We start from the raw sequence: 19,136 nt of genomic DNA, 5'->3' as shown, positions 1-19,136 counted from the left end.
CGAGAGGACCGCAATGACTGACACTGCCCCCACCACCGGTTCCGCACGCGTGAAGCGCGGCCTTGCAGAGATGCTCAAGGGCGGCGTCATCATGGACGTCGTCACCGCGGATCAGGCCAAGATCGCCGAGGATGCCGGCGCTGTCGCCGTCATGGCCCTCGAGCGTGTGCCCGCAGACATCCGCGCCCAGGGCGGCGTCTCGCGGATGAGCGACCCCGACATGATCGACAGCATCATCGCCTCGGTCTCGATCCCGGTGATGGCCAAGGCGCGCATCGGCCACTTCGTCGAGGCGCAGGTGCTGCAGGAGCTCGGTGTCGACTACATCGACGAGTCCGAGGTGCTGTCGCCGGCCGACTACGTCAACCACATCGACAAGTTCGGCTTCACGGTGCCTTTCGTCTGCGGTGCCACCAACCTGGGCGAGGCGCTGCGTCGCATCAACGAGGGCGCGGCGATGATCCGTTCGAAGGGCGAGGCCGGCACCGGTGACGTCTCCGAGGCCACGAAGCACATCCGCAAGATCAAGAGCGAGATCAACGTGCTCCGCTCGATGACGAAGGACGAACTGTTCGTCGCGGCCAAGGAACTGCAGGCGCCGTACGAGCTCGTCGCCGAGATCGCCGAGACCGGCAAGCTCCCCGTCGTCCTGTTCGTCGCCGGCGGAGTCGCCACACCGGCGGATGCCGCGATGATGATGCAGCTGGGCGCGGACGGCGTGTTCGTCGGCTCCGGCATCTTCAAGTCGGGCAACCCCGCGGAGCGGGCGAAGGCGATCGTCAAGGCCACGACGTTCTTCGACGACGCCAAGATCGTCGCCGAGGTCTCCCGTGGACTCGGTGAGGCGATGGTCGGCATCAACGTGACCGATCTCCCGGCGCCGCACCGCCTGTCCGAGCGTGGCTGGTGACCCGCTGAGCGCGTCGAAAGCCCTGAGGGTCGGCGTTCTGGCATTGCAGGGCGACGTGCGTGAGCACGCCACCCTGCTCACCGGGCTCGGTGCCGAGGTGCGTCTGGTTCGCCGACCCGAAGAACTCGCGCTCGTCGACGGCCTCGTGATCCCCGGCGGGGAATCGAGCGTCATCGACAAGCTCTCCCGAAGCTTCGGGATGCAGGAGCCGGTCCGCGCCGCGATCACGGAGGGGATGCCGATGCTCGGCACCTGCGCCGGGCTCATCATGCTCGCCGATCGGCTCGTCGACGCGATCGACGGCCAGGAATCCTTCGGGGGACTGGACGTCACCGTGCGCCGGAACGCGTTCGGGCGGCAGACGGAGTCGTTCGAGGCCCAGCTCGACGTTCCTGCGCTGGGCGCGGAGCCGGTGCGGGTCGCGTTCATCCGGGGTCCGGTCGTCGAAGCCGTCGGCGACGCCGCCTCGGTTCTGGCGAGCCTCGACGACGGCCGGGTGGTCGCGGTCGAGCAGGGAAACCTGCTCGGCATCAGCTTTCACCCGGAGATCACCGGCGAGACCCGCTTCCATGAGCGGTTCCTCGCACGCGTTCGCGCGGCCGCCTAGTCCGTCACGAGCCTCCGGATCGCGGCGACGGTGCGATCGACGTCTTCTGCGGTGGTCACCCACGATGACATCGAGCAGCGCAGCGCCGCGCGTCCGCGCCATTCCGCACCGGTGACGACCGCCGTGCCGTCGCGGAGAATCGCCGCGCCGAGATCACGGGTCGCCTCATCCGATCCGAGGCCGAACATCACCTGCGTGTAGTGGACGTCGTTGCGCACCTCCACGCCCTCGATGGCCGCGAGGCCGGCGGCCATCGACACGGCGTTGGCGTGCAGCCTCTCGATGAGCTCTGCGATTCCCGTGCGACCGAGGCTGCGCATCGCCGCCCAGGCGGGCACCCCGCGGGCGCGGCGCGAGAGCTCCGGCGTGACGTCCCACGGGTCCAACCCGGAGTAGATCAGGTAATCGCCGCCGGTACGGAACGCGGCGATCGAGTGGGCCGGATCGCGGACGATCGCCATGCCGCAGTCATAGGGGACGTTGAGCGTCTTGTGTGCATCCGTCGCCCAGGAGTCCGCCTGTTCGATGCCGGCAGTCAGCGATCGAAGAGACGGGGACGCCGCTGCCCAGAGCCCGAAAGCGCCGTCGACGTGCACCCATGCGCCGTGGTCCCGCGCGATCGGGATCAGGGTCGAGAAGTCATCGAACGCGCCGGTGTGAACCTCGCCCGCCTGCAGGCAGACGATCAGCGGACCCTCGCCGCCGTGGAGCGTCCGCTCCAGCGCATCCGCCCGCATTCGACCTTGGGCGTCGGAATCGACGACGATCATCTCGGCGCGTCCGATCCCGAGGAAGCGTGCCGCGCGGTCCACCGAGCCGTGTCGATCGGCCCCGACGACGAAGCGCAACGACGGGGCGGAGCGCAGACCGTCCTCGGCGAGGTCCCACCCTGCGCGACGCAGGACCTCGTTGCGCGCAGCCGCGAGGCAGGTGAAGTTGGCGATCTGTCCGCCGGTCACGAACCCGACGCTGGCCGATTCCGGAAGTCCGAAGAGAGCGAGCATCCACTGTCCGGCGATGCGCTCCATCGCGACGGTCGCCGGCGTCAGCGTGGACGAGCCGGAATTCTGATCCCACGCCGACACGAGCCAGTCGGCTGCGAGAGCAGCCGGAAGGGTCGACCCGATCACGAAACCGAAGAAGCGCCCACCGGGGATCGCGACCAGTCCCGGCTCGGCGCGTCGAGCGATCTCCTCGATCACCGCAGCAGGGTCGGCGCCCTGCGCTGCCAAGGGTCCGCCGAACGCCTCCAGCATGTCGTCGAGGCTCGCGCGCGGCCAGACGGGCCTGTCATCGAGCGTGCGGAAGAAGTCCGTCGCGCGATCGTGGGCGGCATCGAGAGCACGCTCTCGTTCATCCATGGGCGCAAGTCTTCCACCGAGCGAACGGCCCGACAAGACCGATCCATGCGAGGCTGGCGGACGGGTTCGTTAGAATGGACGACGCCCTGGGCACTGCTCCCGGGCGTGACGACGAGCGGAGAACTATGTCCGGGCATTCCAAGTGGGCGACGACCAAGCACAAGAAGGCGATCATCGACTCTCGCCGTGCGAAGTCGTGGGCCAAGCTCATCAAGAACATCGAAGTCGCGGCGAAGCTGGGCGGTGCCGATCTTCAGGGCAACCCGACGCTGTTCGACGCCATCCTCAAGGCGAAGAAGACCTCCGTCCCGAAGGACAACATCGACCGCGCGGTCAAGCGCGGTGCCGGAATCGGCGGCGAGTCCGTCGAGTATCTGTCGATCATGTACGAGGGCTACGGGCCGAACGGCGTCGCCCTCATGATCGAGTGTCTGACCGACAACAAGAACCGTGCTGCCGCCGAGGTCCGCACCGCACTCAGCCGCAACGGCGGCAATCTCGCCGACCCCGGCAGCGTCGCGTACAACTTCACCCGCAAGGGCGTCATCGTGGTGGGCTCCGAGGGCACCACGGAAGACGACATCATGATGGCCGTCCTCGAGGCGGGTGCCGAGGAAGTCGAGCCGCATGGCGACGGCTTCGCCGTCATCACCGAGGCATCCGACCTGGTCGCGGTACGCACCGCGCTGCAGGACGCGGGCATCGAGTACGAATCGGCCGATGTCGAGTTCGTGCCGAACCTCAAGGTCGAGGTCGACGCCGACACCGCGCGCAAGATCTTCCGGCTCATCGACGCCCTCGAAGACAGCGACGACGTGCAGAACGTGTTCAGCAATTTCGATCTGACCGCCGAGGTGCAGGCCGAGCTCGAGAACGACGAGTAAGGCGAGCCGCACGCTCGATGTCCACCGTCGCGCCTAGCCTGGGGGAGTGACCTCCTCCTCGCTGCGGGTGCTCGGCATCGACCCCGGTCTCACCCGGTGCGGTGTGGGCGTCGTCGACGTCGACCCGGCGCGCCGCGGCACGCTCGTGCACGTCGGCGTGATCCGCTCCTCGCCGGATGCGCCGATCGGTGAGCGTCTCGCGATCATCGCGGCCGGCATCCGCGAGGTCATCGCAGCGCATCAGCCGGATGCGGTGGCGGTGGAGCGCGTCTTCGCGCAGCAGAACAGCCACACCGTGATGGGCACGGCGCAGGCGAGCGGCGTGGCGCTCCTCCTCGCCGCCGAAGCGGGTCTCCCCGCCGCCACGCACACGCCGAGCGAGGTCAAGGCCGCTGTGACCGGCTACGGCTCCGCCGACAAGCGACAGGTGCAGTCGATGATCGCCCGCATCCTGCGTCTCGATGCCCCACCGCAGCCTGCGGACGCCGCCGACGCCCTGGCGATCGCCCTCTGCCACGCCTGGCGGCGGGGGAGCGGTGCCGGCTCGACGCAGGGGGTGCTCACGCCTGCGCAGCGCGCCTGGGCCGACGCGGAGCGTGTCGCTCGAACATATCTACGATCCGCGCCATAGGCTGAAGCAATGATCTCCTCGCTGCACGGTGTCGTCCTGCACACGACGCCCGATCAGGTCGTCCTCGATGTCGGTGGCGTCGGATTCGCCGTCGCCGTGCCCGGCGATGTCGCGCACACTGCCACGGTCGGGGAGCGACTTCTCCTGCACACCAGCCTCATCGTCCGCGAGGATGCGCTGTCGCTTTTCGGATTCGCCGACCGGAGCGAACTCGAGGTCTTCGGACTCCTCATCAGCGTCACCGGAGTCGGACCGAAATCGGCACTCGGCGTGCTCTCCCACCTCACCGTCGACCAGATCGCCGAGGCGGTGACCGCCGAAGACGACGCCCCGTTCCGCCGTGTCTCCGGTATCGGGCCGAAGACGGCGAAGCTCATCGTGCTGCAGCTCGCAGGCAAGGTGCGTGCGGTGGGATTCACCTCGAAGCCGGCTGCCGCCGCAGGTGCAGATGTGGTCACCCAGGTGGCTGCGGCTCTTGTCGGTCTCGGCTGGTCGGAGAGAGTGGCCACCGAGGCGGCAGCGCAGACGGCGGCGGACGCCACGGATGCCGAGCGCGGCTCTGTCGCGGCTCTGCTCCGACGCACGCTGGCGCTGCTCGGGCCCGCGCAGGGCGGTCAGACGCGTGGCTGACGGCCGCGAGGCCGCGGAGCCGGTCGACGACGTCGAGCTCGCGATCGAAGGCGCTCTGCGCCCGACCAGCCTCAGTGAATTCGTCGGACAGCAGAAGGTGCGCGGCCAGCTCGAACTGCTGCTCGAGGCCGCGCGCATCCAGAACCGCACCGCCGATCACATCCTGCTCGCCGGTCCGCCCGGTCTCGGGAAGACCACGCTCGCGATGATCGTCGCGCATGAGAGCCAGCGACCGTTGCGGCTCTCCAGCGGCCCGGCGATCCAGCACGCAGGTGATCTTGCCGCGCTGCTGTCCAGCCTGATCCCCGGCGAGGTTCTCTTCATCGACGAGATCCATCGGATGGCCCGCTCCGCCGAAGAGATGCTCTATCTTGCGATGGAGGACTTCCGCATCGACATCATGGTCGGAAAGGGCGCCGGGGCGACCAGCATCCCCCTGGAACTGTCGCCGTTCACCCTCGTCGGCGCGACCACGCGGTCCGGTCTGCTGCCGAACCCGCTGCGCGACCGTTTCGGTTTCACCGGCCACCTCGAGTTCTACGACGAGTCGGAGCTCGAGCGGGTGATCGCGCGCTCGGCGCTCGTGCTCGGGGTCGATCTGCCGTCGGATTCGCTGTCCGAGATCGCCCGTCGCTCGCGCGGAACGCCCCGCATCGCCAACCGCCTGCTGCGCCGCGTGCGCGACTACGCCCTCGTGCACGGCAAAGGCGCGTCGGCCTCGCTCGGCGACGTGCGTGCGGCACTCGAGCTCTACGACGTCGACTCGATCGGTCTGGACCGACTCGACCGGGCGGTGCTCGAAGCCCTGGTGCGTCGCTTCCGAGGGGGGCCGGTCGGGCTCAGCACGCTCGCGGTCGCCGTCGGCGAGGAAGGCGAGACGGTCGAAAGCGTCGTCGAGCCCTATCTCGTTCGGATCGGTTTTCTCGGGAGGACTCCGCGCGGGCGAATCGCGATGCCGGAGGCATACGCGCACCTCGGGGTGTCTCACCCGGACGGGGCGCTTCGCCTCGATGACCTATAATCGCTGAAGACTTCCCCCCGATACCCCTTGTGCGCCCAAAGGCTGGCGCGTGCACCTGAGAAAGGCGCTTCTCCATGCCCATGGAATTCCTCCTCTTCGGCCTTCTTGCCGTCCTCCTGGTCTTCATGATCTTCAACACGCGCAAGCGCACGAAGCAGATGAAGGCAGAGCAGGAAGAGAAGGCCACCAAGACGGTTCCCGGCGTGAAGGTGCTCCTTCAGGGCGGCATCTTCGGCACGATCGTCGCGTACGACGCTGAGGACCTCGATGCTCCCGCGCTGGTCGAGATCGCTCCCGGAACGGTCATCGAGGTGCACAGCCAGGCGATCCTCCGGATCGTCGAGCCGAAGGACGTCGTCGTCGAAGATGGCGAGGCCGAGCTCGATGGCGATGCCGTCGTCGCGGATGCAGCGGCATCGGACGTCGAGACCGTCGAGACCGTCGAAGAGACTCGCGCCCGCCTGGACAACGACTCCGACGACAAGAAGTAGTCGCGGCGCCGCGCCCGGCCAATTCTTGCACCGCACAACCGGCTACTCAGAAAGCTGAACTCACGTGGCTTCATCCTCTCCGGTCCGCCACGCGTGGCGGGTCCTTCTCGGCCTGCTTCTCGTGACGGCGGCCCTCTTCGGTGTCAACGCGCTCGGCGTGTACGGATTCCAGAAGAGCTCCTGGACACCTGAACTGGCACTCGACCTGCAGGGCGGCACGCAGATCGTTCTGGGAGCAGCCACCGGAGACGGCTCGGCTCCGACCCAGGAGCAGATGGACCAGGCAGCATCCATCATCCGGCAGCGCGTCGACGCCGCCGGTGTCGCCGAAGCCGACATCACCACCGAGGGCGGACGCAACATCGTCGTCCAGATCCCCGGGGTGGCCGACGAGCAGACGCGTGCCCGGATCCAGGCCAGCGCCCAGCTCGAGTTCCGTGCGGTGATCGCCACGAACGCAGGCACGAACGAGTTCGTCGGCGAAGACGGCAAGAACACGCCGTATCCGACACCGGACCCCTCGCTCAACGCCGTTCCGACGCCGGAACCCACGGACGCGAGCGACATGGCCTGGGCCACGCCGAAGCTGACGGCTGAGTTCCTCGCCTACGACTGCGCCAACCCCACCGGTGACCCGGCCAATGCGCCGGAGGATCAGCCGCTGATCACCTGCGACGAGACCAAGCAGTTCAAGTACCTCCTCGGCCCGGTCGAACTCACCGGTGATGTGATCGAGGACGCGACCAACGGTCGTGACCCGAAGACCGGGGCATGGCTCGTGCAGCTGACGATGGACGACAAGGGCACCGAGGCCTTCGGCAAGGTCAGCCAGCGTCTGAACGAGAACCGGATCGCCGGTCTTTCGCCCCGAGACCAGTTCGCTTTCGTGCTCGACGGCGATGTGATCTCCGCACCGCGGATGAACGGCCTCATCCAGGACGGCCGCCCCAGCATCTCGGGCAGTTTCACCCTGGAGACGTCCAAGACGCTCGCCGACCAGCTCAAGTACGGTGCACTGCCGCTGAGCTTCACGGTGGAGAGCTCCGACACGATCTCGGCGACCCTCGGCACCCAGCAACTGCAGATCGGTCTCATCGCCGGTCTCATCGGACTGGCACTGGTCGCGGTGTACTCGCTGATCAGCTATCGAGCACTCGGCACCGTGATCATCGCCTCGATCGCCGTGATGGCCGTGCTCACCTATGTGATCATCTGCATCCTCGCGTGGCGCCTCGGCTTCCGGCTCTCGCTCGCCGGTGTCGCTGGACTCATCGTGTCGATCGGATTCACGGCCGACTCGTTCATCGTGTATTTCGAGCGCATCCGTGATGAGCTCCGCGACGGCAAGTCGATCACGTCGGCGGTCGAAGACGGATGGGGGCGTGCCAAGCGCACGATCTACATCTCGAAGTCGATCAACATCCTCGCCGCCGTCGTTCTGTACATCCTCGCCGATGCCACGGTGAAGGGCTTCGCGTTCACGCTCGGCCTCACCACCCTGATCGACGTCTTCATCTTCGTGATCTTCACGCACCCGGTGATGCAGCTGCTCGCGCGCACGCGCTTCTTCGGAGGTGGCCATCGCCTGTCGGGTCTCGATCCGGAGGCGCTCGGCTCTGTGTACCGCACTCGCTCGCAGTACCGCGAGGTGGCCACGTCGACCGCCGGTCGCGCCGCCAAGAACGCCCGCTCGCGCGGGGAGGCGGATCGTCGGCAGACCATCGCCGAGCGCAAACGCGCCGACGCCCTCGCCGGCGATAGAACCACGAGCTCCGGAAATGAGGGAGACGCCTGATGGCTTCCATGAGTGAGTTCGGCAACAACCTGTACTCGGGAAAGACCTCTTTCCCGTTCGTCGGCAAGCGGCGGTTGTGGTTCATCATCGCGATCGCGCTCGTCGTCGGCGCGGCCCTCGTGCCGGTGTTCCGCCCGATCCAGTTCTCGATCGAGTTCACCGGCGGATCGCAGTTCACGATCGTCGCTCCGGAGAGCACCGACCAGGCGCGCGCCACCGATGCGGTCCGTTCCGTGGCCCCCGAGGCCACGACCAAGGTCGTCATCGTCGGCGGAGCCGACGTGCGCGTGCAGACCGATCAGATGAGCGCGGAAGAGACGCAGCAGGTCGCGAGTGCTCTCGCCGACGCCTACAAGGTGGAGGCAGAGAGCGTCACCTCCTCGTTCATCGGCCCGGCCTGGGGTGAGAACGTCACGAAGCAGTCGCTGTGGGGCCTGGCGATCTTTCTCGCCCTGACGTTCCTGATCCTCGCGATCTACTTCCGCACCTGGAAGATGTCGGCTGCGGCCATCATCGGTCTGCTCGATGTGCTGGTCATCACCGTGGGCGTGTATGCGCTGGCGGGCTTCGAGATCTCGCCGGCCGCTGTGATCGGATTCCTGACGATCCTGGCGTACTCGCTCTACGACACCACCGTGGTCTTCGACAAGATCCGCGAGAACACGCTGGAGGACGGCGAGCGTACGTCGCGTCTGTTCGGCGAGTCCGTGAACCTGGCCGTCAACCAGACGCTGATCCGCTCGATCAACACGTCTGTCGTCGCGGCCCTTCCGGTCGGCGCGATCCTCTTCATCGGCGCGTTCTGGCTGGGGGCCGAGACCCTCACCGACATCTCGCTGTCGATCTTCGTCGGCATCATCGTCGCGACCTACTCGACGCTGTTCGTCGCGGCCCCGTTGTACTCGCTGTTCCGCGAGAAGGAACCGCAGATCGCCGAGCGCGACGCGAGGATCCTCGACGCGCGGAGCCGTGCCACGGTCGACGCCTAGACAGTGCTTTCGCTGGCGGGGCTGAGTCCCCGCCAGCGCGCGTAGGATGATCTGACCCGGAGGTGATGGATGGCGGAGGCGAACCCGTCGGCGCAGGGCTCGAGTCTGCGACGGCTCGTGCCCCGTATCTTCTCGCGCGCTCCGCGGATCAATGACCTCGACAATCTGATCAGGACAGTCAGGGCGAACCATCCGCGTGGCGACTTCTCGGTCATCGAACGGGCCTACGCCGTCGCGAAGGACAAGCACTCCGGGCAACTGCGCCAGAGCGGTGAACCGTACATCACTCATCCGCTCGCCGTGGCCCAGATCCTCGCCGAACTCGGCCTCGGTCCGCGTGCGATCGCTGCTGCCCTGCTGCATGACACGGTCGAGGACACCGGCTACGCACTCACCGATCTGACGGCGGAGTTCGGCGACGAGGTCGCCATGCTGGTCGACGGCGTCACGAAGCTCGACAAGGTCAAGTACGGCGAGAGCGCACAGGCCGAGACGGTCCGCAAGATGATCGTGGCGATGTCCAAGGACATCAGAGTGCTACTGATCAAGCTTGCCGATCGTCTGCACAACGCTCGGACCTGGGGCTTCGTCCCCCCGGAGAAAGCGGCTAAGAAGGCCAAGGAGACGCTGGAGATCTATGCGCCCCTGGCGAATCGACTCGGCATCCAGGCCATCAAATCGGAGCTCGAGGATCTCTCCTTCGCGGTTCTGCATCCGAAGATCTACAACGAGATCCACAGCCTCATCGCGCAGCGCACGCCGCAGCGAGAGCAGTACCTGCAGAAGGTCGTGGAGGAGATCGATGAGGATCTTCGTGACCTGCGCATCCGCGGCAAGGTCGTAGGCCGGCCCAAGCAGCTGTATTCGGTGTACCAGAAGATGGTCGTGCGCGGTCGCGAGTTCGACGACATCTACGACCTCATCGGCATCCGGGTCCTGGTCGGCTCCGTGCGCGACTGCTACGCCGTGCTCGGTGCGATCCACGCCCGCTGGACGCCTCTGCCCGGGCGCTTCAAGGATTACATCGCCACCCCGAAGTTCAACCTCTACCAGTCGCTGCACACCACGGTGATCGGCCCTGGTGGCCGGACGGTCGAGATCCAGATCCGCACCAACGAGATGCATCACCAGGCCGAGTACGGCGTCGCCGCTCACTGGATGTACAAGGAACGGATGAACGGCGGCAAGACCGAGGTCCGCGCCTCCGATGCGGACATGGCGTGGCTTGCGCACATCTCGGACTGGCAGGCGGAGACGGCGGATCCCGGCGAGTTCCTCGATTCGCTGCGCTTCGAGATCGGGGCGAAAGAGGTCTACGTCTTCACGCCGAAGGGGCGTGTCGTCGGCCTGCCCGCCAGCGCGACTCCGGTCGATTTCGCGTATGCCGTGCACACCGAGATCGGCCATCGCACCATGGGCGCGAAGGTCAACGGACGGCTGGTGCCGCTGGAGTCGGAGCTGAAGAGCGGCGATGTCGTCGAAGTCTTCACCTCGAAGAACCCGGATGCCGGACCGAGCCAGGACTGGCTGGGATTCGTGCGCAGCACACGTGCGCGCAACAAGATCCGCGGCTGGTTCACCAAGGAGCGTCGCGAAGAGGCGATCGAGCAGGGCAAGGAAGCCATCGCCAGGGCGATGCGCCGGCAGAATCTGCCGCTGCAGCGTCTGATGAACCAGGACTCCTTCGCGGAGGTCGCCCATCAGCTGCGCTACGAAGACGTCTCGGCGTTGTACGCGGCCGTCGGCGAAGGCCATGTCTCCACCCAATCGGTGCTCGAGAAGGTCACCGCGCTGGTGGCCGACAACGACACCACCACGGGCGCGATCGACCTTCCGGGCAGCGTACCGACCAGGGAGCCGCGCAGCGGCGACTCCGGCATTCTGGTCCGCGGTGCCGCCGACATCCTGGTCAAGCTCGCGAAGTGCTGCACCCCGGTACCCGGCGACCCGATCGTCGGCTTCGTCACCCGTGGCAGCGGAGTATCAGTGCACCGCGCCGACTGCGTCAACGTGAAGGCGTTGAGCGGGGAGCAGGATCGTTTCGTCGAGGTCTCCTGGGCGCCGACGACGAAGAGCGTGTTCCGGGTCCACATCCAGGTCGAAGCGCTGGATCGCTCCGGTCTTCTCTCGGATGTCACTCGTGTTCTGAGCGAGCACCACGTCAACATCCTCTCGGCAACGGTCTCGACGACCGACGAGCGTCTCGCGATCAGCCGTTTCGTGTTCGAGATGGGCGATGCCGTGCATCTGGATCGGGTGCTCAACGCGGTGCGAAGGATCGATGCGGTCTACGACGTCTACCGGGTCACCACCTCGTAGCCGCTTCTTCATTCCCGCCGTTCGATCCACGTCAGGGCGGCGCGGGTTCCGGGCACCCGGTGCAGAGTCCGCACCTCGTTCGCGGCGGCCGCAATGAGCCCTGGGGTGAGCTCTGCGAGGGCCGCCGCCCACGTCGCCGAGGCAGGATCTCGGTGGATGCCGAGGATCAGATCGATCATGGTGCGCTGTGGCGTCGATACCGGCAGCCCGGCGATCTGCGTGAGATCACCGGGCGCGAGAAGCACATCATGGAAGATCAGTCGTGCGCTGACAGCAGGGCGCAGGCGTCTGGCGACGGCACGTCGTGCGTGATGGGGCGACGGCGGACCGTCACCCGCTCCGTGGATCCAGGCCGCGGAAGGGCCGGACGCCGCCATGCCAGGCATGATCAGCGAGCGGAGGCCCGCAGCCCGCACCTCGGGTCCCTCGACGAGATCCGCCGGGATGTAGCCCTCTCCGAGTTCGACGACGTGGCCGTCCAGTCGCGCCGCACTCAGCTCCGGCTGTGCGAGCCGGTCACCGGGCAGATAGAAGAGCGCGGGGTGCATCACGCCAGTGTGGCGCAGCGCACCCCGCGCTCAGATCCTCCGCAGAGGATCTGTGGATAACGTCAGGAACCCAGGGCGTTCAGCCAGGCGCGACGCGCCTCCAGAGCATCCGCCGCGGCCTTCGCCGCCTTCTTGTCGCCGGCCTTCTCCGCCGCAGCCAGTTCGGCCTCGAGCTTCTCGATGGCCTCGAGCAGCTGCGAACTCATGTCGTTCGCCCTGGCCGTGGTCGTCGGGTTGTTCTTCTTCCAGTCGACGTCTTCGCGGGCCTTGAGCGCCTGCTCGATGACGCGCAGGCGGTCGTCGAGGGCACGTTCCTTCTCGCGCGGGAAGATCCGTCCGCCGTCGTCCCACTGGCGCTGGATACGAGTGAGCAGGGCGCGAGCGCGCTTGATGTTCGACTCGTCGGCAACCGCCTTCGCCTCCTCGAGAAGCGCTTCGCGCTCCTCGATCCGGGGAGCGGATTCGGCTTCCTCGGCCGCTGCCTGCTCGCTGCGCGCGGCGTAGAGGGCGTCGCCGGCGGCCTTGAACTTCGCCCACAGTGCGTCATCGACCTTGCGGCCGGCCCGTCCCGCTGCCTTCCACTCGTCGAGGAGCGTGCGGTAGGAGGGGATGCCGTCGACACCACGAGGGGCCAGAGCCTCTGCGCGCTCGACGAGACGAGCCTTCACATCGCGTGCGGCCTTGTGCGTGTCGTCGAGTTCCGAGTAGAACGCGCGGCGCTGCTTGTCGACCACGGCGCGAGCATCACGGAAACGCTTCCAGAGCTGCTGAGAGATGCCCTTGGACAGTCGCGGGCCATTCTGCTGCTGAGCCTGCCAGGTGTCGAAGAGCTCGCCGAGCTCAGCGGTGACCTGCTTCCACTGCACCTTGGTGAGGTCTCGCGCGGCGATCTCCTCGGCGCGCTCGACCAGAGCGGTGCGCTCGGCCACGGCCTGGTCGACGAGTTCCTTCGCCTGCTGCGCCTCCTGAGCGGTCGCCTCGGAGAGAGAGGAGGTCAGCGCGTTGAGGCGCTCGCGCAGCGAGGCGAGGTCGCCGACAGCGGCCGCATCCGTCGCCTCGTCGAGGAGGTGACCGGCCTGCTTCACCAGGTCGCTGGCGGTTGCGCCGCCGGCCTTGTGGCGCTGCTCGAGCGTGTGCACCTTGAACGCGATGTCATCGAACTTGCGCACGAAGTAGGCGAGAGCCTCGTCGGATGTGCCGTCCGGGTACTGTCCGACGACCCGCCACTCGTCGCCCTCGCGCACTTCGACCGTGCCGTCCTCCGCGACTCTGCCCCACTGGGCTGCGCCGCTGGTCGCGGGCGCGGTCGGCGTCACCGGGGCGACGGCCGCCGGTGTCGGGATCTTCCGCGGCAGAGGAGCAGCCGGGGGAGCAGGAACGGGTGGAGTCGGCTTCGAAGGCTCGTTGGCAGACACAGTGAATTCTCCTTGCGCGGTCAGCCCGCGGGAGGCGGAAAGGACGAGGTTCAGCCTAGTACGTGACGACTCCACGAACAGGGCACGCGTGTTCACACGACCGTCACCGGATTGTGAGGAGATCGTTCGACGGGTGAAACACAGACCGTCACGTCCGGGAAACACCGTGCTCCTATCGTCGCCAGCACGACATATCCATCCCGGTCGACAGGAGCGATGATGAACGACACCGCGAGCACGCAGCAGGAGATCCTGGTCGTGGGAGCCGGAATGGTGGCGCACCGCTTCGTGGAGAGCCTGCTCACCCGCACCGATGCGGCACTGCGGGTCACCGTGGTCGGCGACGAAGGACGACACCCCTATGATCGCGTGGGGCTGACCGGCTTCTTCTCGGGGGCATCCGCCGACGATCTGGTCCTGGATCGCGCCGTGTTCGACGATCCTCGGGTCCGTCTCATCCCGGACGACCGTGTGCTGCGCATCGATCGGGCCGCCAAGACGGTCTCCACCAGGGCCCGGCGCACGCTGAGTTACGACTCGCTGGTGCTCGCGACCGGGTCGTACGCAGCCAGGGTGGCTGTGGACGGCGCCGACCTCCCCGGATGCTTCGTGTACCGGACACTGGACGACGTGCAGGCGCTGCGCGACTTCGTCCAGAAGCGCGAGCGGATGCTGGGGCGCCCTCTGCGCGGCGCGGTGATCGGCGGCGGCCTGCTCGGCCTCGAGGCTGCTGGTGCCCTGCAGGGGATGGATGTCGACGCCACGGTCGTGCAGTATTCGGACCGGCTGATGTCCAACCAGCTGGATGCCGCCGGTGCCGGCATGCTGCGCCGCCTCCTCGAGGCGCGCGGCATCTCGGTACGAACCGAGGCGCGCACCACGCGACTCGACCCTGACGATTCCGGTGCGGTCACGGCGCTCGAGTTCCAGGACGGATCCTTCCATCGCGCGGACGTGGTCGTGTTCACGGTCGGCGTGCGGCCACGCGATGAGCTCGCCCGCGGCGCGGAGCTGGCGGTGCACCCGCGGGGCGGCGTCGTCATCGACGAGCGCTGCTCCACCTCTGACGCCCACATCCTCGCGATCGGCGAGGTCGCGAACTACGAGGGGCGCTGCGTCGGTCTCGTCGCTCCCGGCTATGCGATGGCCGAGGTCGCGGCGACCAGGCTGCTCGGCGGTGAGGCGACGTTCCCCGGCTACGACGAGTCAGCGAAGCTCAAGCTCTCGGGTGTGGACGTGGCCAGTTTCGGTGATGCGATGGCAACCACGCCCAACGCGCTCGACGTCGTCTACGCCGATCCGGTCGCCGGCGTCTACAAGAAGCTCGTGCTCTCCGACGATGCGCAGACGCTGCTCGGCGGCATCCTGGTCGGGGACGCCGCGGCCTACGGCTCTCTGCGTCCGCTCGTCGGGGCCCGGTTGGGCGCGGATCCGGCCGCCTATCTACTGCCCGAGGGCGGCGTCGAGGCTCCGGGCGGGGAACTGCCCGACGAAGCCGTCGTCTGCTCCTGCTCCAACGTGACGGCTGGTCGCATCCGCCAGGCCGTGCACGAGGAGGGCTGCGCCGACGCGGCAGCGGTCAAGGGGTGCACGAAGGCGGGCGCGACCTGCGGCTCCTGCGTGCTGATGGTGAAGAAGGTCGTCGGCCAGGAGCTCACCAAGCTCGGTCAGACCGTGTCGAACGCGCTGTGCGAGCACTTCGAGATGTCGCGGCGTCAGCTGTTCGACGCCGTGCGGGTCGCGCAGCTCACCACCTTCAGCTCGATCGTCGAGCGATTCGGTCACGGCCGCGGCTGCGACATCTGCAAGCCGGCCATCGCCAGCATCCTCGCGGTTCTCGTCGGCGCCCACGTGCTCGACGGCGAGAATGCCACGCTTCAGGACACCAACGATCACGTGATGGCCAACATGCAGAAGGACGGCACCTACTCGGTCGTGCCCCGGATGCCCGGCGGCGAAGTGACCCCGGACGGCCTGCTCGTCATCGGCCAGATCGCCAAGGACTTCGCGCTGTACACGAAGATCACCGGCGGACAGCGGATCGACATGTTCGGTGCGCGGATCGAGCAGCTTCCGGCGATCTGGGGCCGGCTCGTCGACGCCGGCTTCGAATCCGGGCACGCCTACGGGAAGTCGCTGCGCACGGTGAAATCGTGCGTCGGCTCGACATGGTGCCGGTTCGGGGTGCTGGACTCGGTGGGGATGGCCGTGCGCCTGGAGCTGAGGTATCGCGGACTGCGCGCTCCGCACAAGCTGAAGGTCGGAGTATCGGGCTGCGCCAGGGAATGCGCCGAGGCGCGTTCGAAGGACGTCGGGGTGATCGCAACCGAGACCGGGTGGAACATGTACGTCGGCGGCAACGGCGGCTTCTCACCACGGCATGCCGAGCTGCTCGCCACCGATCTCGATGACGAAGGGCTGATCCGCGCGATCGACCGCTTCTTCATGTACTACATCCGCACCGCCGACCGGCTGCAGCGCACCGCTCCGTGGTGCGAAGAGCTCGAGGGCGGACTCGACGGCCTGAAAGCGGTGATCTTCGACGACAGCCTCGGCATCTGCGCGGATCTCGACGAGGCGATGGCCGGGCACGTCGACCGCTACGAGGACGAGTGGGCGGCCACGCTTCGCGACCCCGCGAAGCTGGCGCGCTTCCGCTCGTTCGTCAATGCGGGGGACACCCCGGATCCCTCGCTCGCCTACGTGGCCGAGCGCGGGCAGATCCGCCCGGCGACGAACGAGGAGCGCCGCACCGGTGGCGTCCTGATCGCGGGTACGGCATTGGAGGTCAGACGAGGATGAGCACGGTGATCGATATGACGATGGTACGAGTGTGCACGCTCGACGATCTCGAGGTGGAGCGCGGCAGGGCGGCCCTGATCGATGGCGACCAGGTGGCGCTCTTCCTGCTGGCGGATGGCACGGTGCATGCGGTCGACAACCTCGACCCGTACAGCGGTGCGCAGGTGATCTCGCGGGGAATCGTCGGCAGCAGGGGAGAGGCGCCGACGGTCGCCTCACCCCTGCACAAGCAGGTGTTCGATCTCCGCACCGGGAAATGCCTCGACACCCAGGGCAAGGCGGACGCCGAGCTGCGGGTGTGGGGCGTCCAGGTGATCGACGGCGCCGTGCACCTGGAGATCGGACGGGAGCGGTCATGACGACGATGCTCGGCCTTTCGCTACGCGGCCGCGAGGTGCTGATGGTCGGCGGAGGTGCGGTGACGGCCCGCCGGCTGCGCCGTTTCCTCGCGGACGGTGCACGGGTGCGCGTCATCGCACCGGAGCTTTCGGACGAGACCCGCGATCTCATCGCGGAGAACACCGTCACCTGGTATCCGCGGCGCTTCCGCCGTGGGGACATCGCCGGCGCCTGGATCGTGCACACCGCCACCGGCGACAGGAAGGTCGATCGAGCCGTCGCCGCTCAGTGCGAGCGTCGACGTGTGATCTGCATCGACGCCTCGGACCGCACCATCGGCTCGGCACGGCTGACGGCTCAGACGTCGTCCGGTGACGTCGTGATCGGAGTGACCGGCGAGCTCGGCGTCGACCCCCGGCGTTCCGTCGAGGTCCGCGACGCTGTCGCCGGGTTGCTCACCTCGGGTCGACTGCCCGTTCGACGGCATCGGCCGGGACTGCTCGGACGCGTCGATCTGATCGGCGGCGGCCCCGGCCCCGCTGACCTGATGACGGTGCGGGCGCGGAGACTTCTCGCCGAAGCCGATGTCGTCATCGCCGATCGGCTGGGCCCGGCGGCGGAACTGCGCTCCGAACTGGCCCCCGGCGTGTTCGTGATCGACGTCGGCAAGCGTCCGGGGCACCACCCGGTGCCCCAGCATGAGATCAACGCCCTGCTTGTCGAGCACGCGCGAGCCGGGAAGCGAGTGGTCCGTCTGAAGGGCGGCGATCCCTTCGTCCTCGGTCGTGGTGGCGAGGAGGTCGTGGCCTGCGTCACGGCCGGAGTGCCGGTGGACGTGACGCCCGGCGTGAGCAGTGCGATCTCCGTGCCGCAGTCGGCCGGAATCCCGGTCACTCACCGGGGTGTGGCATCCGCCGTGCATATCGTGAACGGCCAGGGCGAGATCACCGATGCCACCTTGGCCGCGATGAAGGATGACTCGGTCACCACTGTCGTACTGATGGGGGTCGCGGCGTTGCCGCGGATCGTCGCGGCAGCGCTCGCGTACGGCATCCCCGACCAGCAGCCTGTGGCTATTGTGGAGAACGGCCATACCCCCATTCAGAGGACGATCCGGAGCACACTGATGAACGTCGTCGCCGAAGCGGATGCAGCGCAGGTGCAGCACCCATCCGTGATCGTGTTCGGCGGCGTTGCCGCGGCCGGCGTGCTGCTGCCGGTCACTGGACAGCTCGCCGAGAGCACCGCGTGACGAAGCCGCGAGCCACAGGGACGCGGGTGCTCGATGCCGCACTCGCCGGATGCACCATCATCGTCGCTGCGGATCGCCGCTCTGCAGACCTCGCCACGGCGCTGGAACGACGTGGCGCGCAGGTGCACCGCGCCCCGGCGCTGAGTATCGTCCCCAACGCGGACGACGCTGAGCTGCTGCGACGAACCGAGCAGCTGGTGGCATCTCCTCCCGACATCGTGGTCGTCACGACGGGCGTGGGCTTCCGCGGCTGGATGGATGCCGCGCACGAGCACGGCCTCGACGAGCGTCTGGACGCCGCGCTCGCGGATGCGCAGTTCGTCGCGAGGGGGCCGAAGGCGCACGGGGCGATCCAGCAGGCCGGATTCACCGCCGACTGGGTCGCGGAATCGGAGACCTCCGCCGAAGTGGGCGAGTATCTGCTCGCCTCGCGTATCGCCGGCAAACGGATCGCCATCCAGCACCACGGCGCGGGCGCCGACGGTCTCGATGAGCTACTCGCCGCCGAGGGCGCCGACGTCGTCAGCATCACGGTGTATCGCTGGGGACCGCCGCCCGACCCCGAGATCGTGCGGCGATCCGCGCTGCAGGCGAGCTCCGGTGAAGCGGATGCGGTGCTGTTCACCTCGGCGCCGGGCGCGGCATCATGGCTGCGCGTCGCCGAGGAAGTCGGTGCTCTTGACGAGATCCGAGTACGCGCGAGCACGGGCCGCCTGCTGCTCGCGGCGGTCGGACCGATCACCGTACAGCCCCTGCTCGACGCCGATCTGTGCGCGACGGTCGCTGACCGCGGACGCCTCGGCTCGTTGGCGCGATGCGTCATCGGTCATTTCGGCGGTGGTCGGGCCCCATCCCGATACACGGCGGCAGGACGCGTGGAGGTGCGCAGCGGCGGCATCCTGGTCGACGAGACGTTCATTCCCTTGTCGCGCACGGCGGCCCGGCTCATCGAGGCGCTCTTCCTCGCGGGCGGGAACGTTCTCTCGCGGCAGGAACTCGGCCGGATCCTTCCCGGTGCCGAGCGCAACCCGCACGCGGTAGAGGTGGCGATCGCGCGCCTGCGTGACGCTCTCGGTGATCTCGATCTGGTCCGCACCGTCGTCAAGCGCGGCTATCGCCTCGCCGTCGAAGACTGACCGCAG

Annotated in this window: 17 protein-coding genes; 14 read left to right on the top strand and 3 right to left on the bottom strand. The window is 67.7% G+C overall.

Annotated features, from left to right (window positions below):
* Positions 1-13 precede the first annotated feature (13 nt).
* Complete coding sequence (gene pdxS, locus MRBLWH12_RS05285) at positions 14-910, top strand: pyridoxal 5'-phosphate synthase lyase subunit PdxS (protein ID WP_341974686.1); 897 nt, start codon at positions 14-16, stop codon at positions 908-910.
* On the top strand, positions 900-1,517 hold the full coding sequence (gene pdxT, locus MRBLWH12_RS05280) for a pyridoxal 5'-phosphate synthase glutaminase subunit PdxT (RefSeq protein WP_363546884.1): 618 nt from the start codon (positions 900-902) through the stop codon (positions 1,515-1,517). The genes pdxS and pdxT overlap by 11 nt, the downstream gene beginning before the upstream one ends.
* On the opposite strand, the gene MRBLWH12_RS05275 is transcribed toward pdxT, so the two are convergent.
* Complete coding sequence (locus MRBLWH12_RS05275; protein ID WP_363546881.1) at positions 1,514-2,878, bottom strand: pyridoxal phosphate-dependent decarboxylase family protein; 1,365 nt, start codon at positions 2,876-2,878, stop codon at positions 1,514-1,516. The genes pdxT and MRBLWH12_RS05275 overlap by 4 nt on opposite strands.
* A gap of 125 nt (positions 2,879-3,003) precedes the next feature.
* On the opposite strand from MRBLWH12_RS05275, the gene MRBLWH12_RS05270 reads away from it, so the two are divergent.
* From MRBLWH12_RS05270 to MRBLWH12_RS05235, 8 genes are all read left to right on the top strand, one after another.
* A complete protein-coding gene (locus tag MRBLWH12_RS05270; RefSeq protein ID WP_341978420.1) occupies positions 3,004-3,762 on the top strand; it encodes a YebC/PmpR family DNA-binding transcriptional regulator in 759 nt (252 codons plus the stop codon).
* A 46-nt stretch (positions 3,763-3,808) separates the two neighbouring features.
* Positions 3,809-4,393: a crossover junction endodeoxyribonuclease RuvC gene (gene ruvC, locus MRBLWH12_RS05265; protein WP_363546878.1), complete on the top strand. Its 585-nt coding sequence runs from the start codon at positions 3,809-3,811 to the stop codon at positions 4,391-4,393.
* A gap of 9 nt (positions 4,394-4,402) precedes the next feature.
* A complete protein-coding gene (ruvA, locus tag MRBLWH12_RS05260; protein WP_363546875.1) occupies positions 4,403-5,023 on the top strand; it encodes a Holliday junction branch migration protein RuvA in 621 nt (206 codons plus the stop codon).
* Positions 5,016-6,044: a Holliday junction branch migration DNA helicase RuvB gene (gene ruvB / locus MRBLWH12_RS05255; protein WP_341974694.1), complete on the top strand. Its 1,029-nt coding sequence runs from the start codon at positions 5,016-5,018 to the stop codon at positions 6,042-6,044. The genes ruvA and ruvB overlap by 8 nt, the downstream gene beginning before the upstream one ends.
* A gap of 74 nt (positions 6,045-6,118) precedes the next feature.
* Positions 6,119-6,535 carry a preprotein translocase subunit YajC gene (locus tag MRBLWH12_RS05250; RefSeq protein ID WP_363546872.1) on the top strand — a complete coding sequence of 139 codons (417 nt, stop codon included), beginning with the start codon at positions 6,119-6,121 and terminating at the stop codon, positions 6,533-6,535.
* A gap of 64 nt (positions 6,536-6,599) precedes the next feature.
* Positions 6,600-8,330: a protein translocase subunit SecD gene (secD, locus tag MRBLWH12_RS05245; protein WP_341974697.1), complete on the top strand. Its 1,731-nt coding sequence runs from the start codon at positions 6,600-6,602 to the stop codon at positions 8,328-8,330.
* A complete protein-coding gene (gene secF, locus MRBLWH12_RS05240; protein WP_341974698.1) occupies positions 8,330-9,319 on the top strand; it encodes a protein translocase subunit SecF in 990 nt (329 codons plus the stop codon). The genes secD and secF overlap by 1 nt, the downstream gene beginning before the upstream one ends.
* A 69-nt stretch (positions 9,320-9,388) precedes the next feature.
* On the top strand, positions 9,389-11,638 hold the full coding sequence (locus MRBLWH12_RS05235; RefSeq protein WP_341974700.1) for a RelA/SpoT family protein: 2,250 nt from the start codon (positions 9,389-9,391) through the stop codon (positions 11,636-11,638).
* 8 nt (positions 11,639-11,646) lie between these two features.
* Here MRBLWH12_RS05235 and MRBLWH12_RS05230 read toward each other — a convergent pair whose 3' ends face one another.
* Entirely contained in the window at positions 11,647-12,186 is a 540-nt protein-coding gene (locus MRBLWH12_RS05230; protein ID WP_363546867.1) for an SAM-dependent methyltransferase, read from the bottom strand.
* Between the two features lie 62 nt (positions 12,187-12,248).
* The gene (locus tag MRBLWH12_RS05225) at positions 12,249-13,601 is read right to left on the bottom strand and encodes a DUF349 domain-containing protein (RefSeq protein WP_341974704.1); all 1,353 of its coding nucleotides are present in this window, start codon (positions 13,599-13,601) and stop codon (positions 12,249-12,251) included.
* 219 nt (positions 13,602-13,820) lie between these two features.
* On the opposite strand from MRBLWH12_RS05225, the gene nirB reads away from it, so the two are divergent.
* Genes nirB through MRBLWH12_RS05205 form a run of 4 tightly spaced genes read left to right on the top strand, consistent with a single transcriptional unit; the run spans position 13,821 to position 19,130 of the window.
* Positions 13,821-16,403, top strand: coding sequence for a nitrite reductase large subunit NirB (gene nirB / locus MRBLWH12_RS05220; RefSeq protein WP_363546864.1), 2,583 nt, complete (start codon positions 13,821-13,823; stop codon positions 16,401-16,403).
* Complete coding sequence (gene nirD, locus MRBLWH12_RS05215) at positions 16,400-16,762, top strand: nitrite reductase small subunit NirD (RefSeq protein ID WP_414684932.1); 363 nt, start codon at positions 16,400-16,402, stop codon at positions 16,760-16,762. Before nirB ends, nirD begins: the two co-directional genes overlap by 4 nt.
* Positions 16,759-17,994, top strand: a complete 1,236-nt coding sequence (cobA, locus tag MRBLWH12_RS05210) for a uroporphyrinogen-III C-methyltransferase (RefSeq protein WP_363546858.1) — start codon at positions 16,759-16,761, stop codon at positions 17,992-17,994. Before nirD ends, cobA begins: the two co-directional genes overlap by 4 nt.
* Positions 17,991-19,130 (top strand): uroporphyrinogen-III synthase, encoded by a 1,140-nt coding sequence (locus MRBLWH12_RS05205; RefSeq protein WP_363546856.1) that lies wholly within the window; start codon positions 17,991-17,993, stop codon positions 19,128-19,130. Before cobA ends, MRBLWH12_RS05205 begins: the two co-directional genes overlap by 4 nt.
* Positions 19,131-19,136 lie beyond the last annotated feature (6 nt).

This window comes from Microbacterium sp. LWH12-1.2 (assembly GCF_040675825.1).
Classification (GTDB): Bacteria; Actinomycetota; Actinomycetes; order Actinomycetales; family Microbacteriaceae; genus Microbacterium.
Note: the sequence above shows the minus strand (reverse complement) of the source record. Positions and strands in the feature narration are given on the sequence as shown.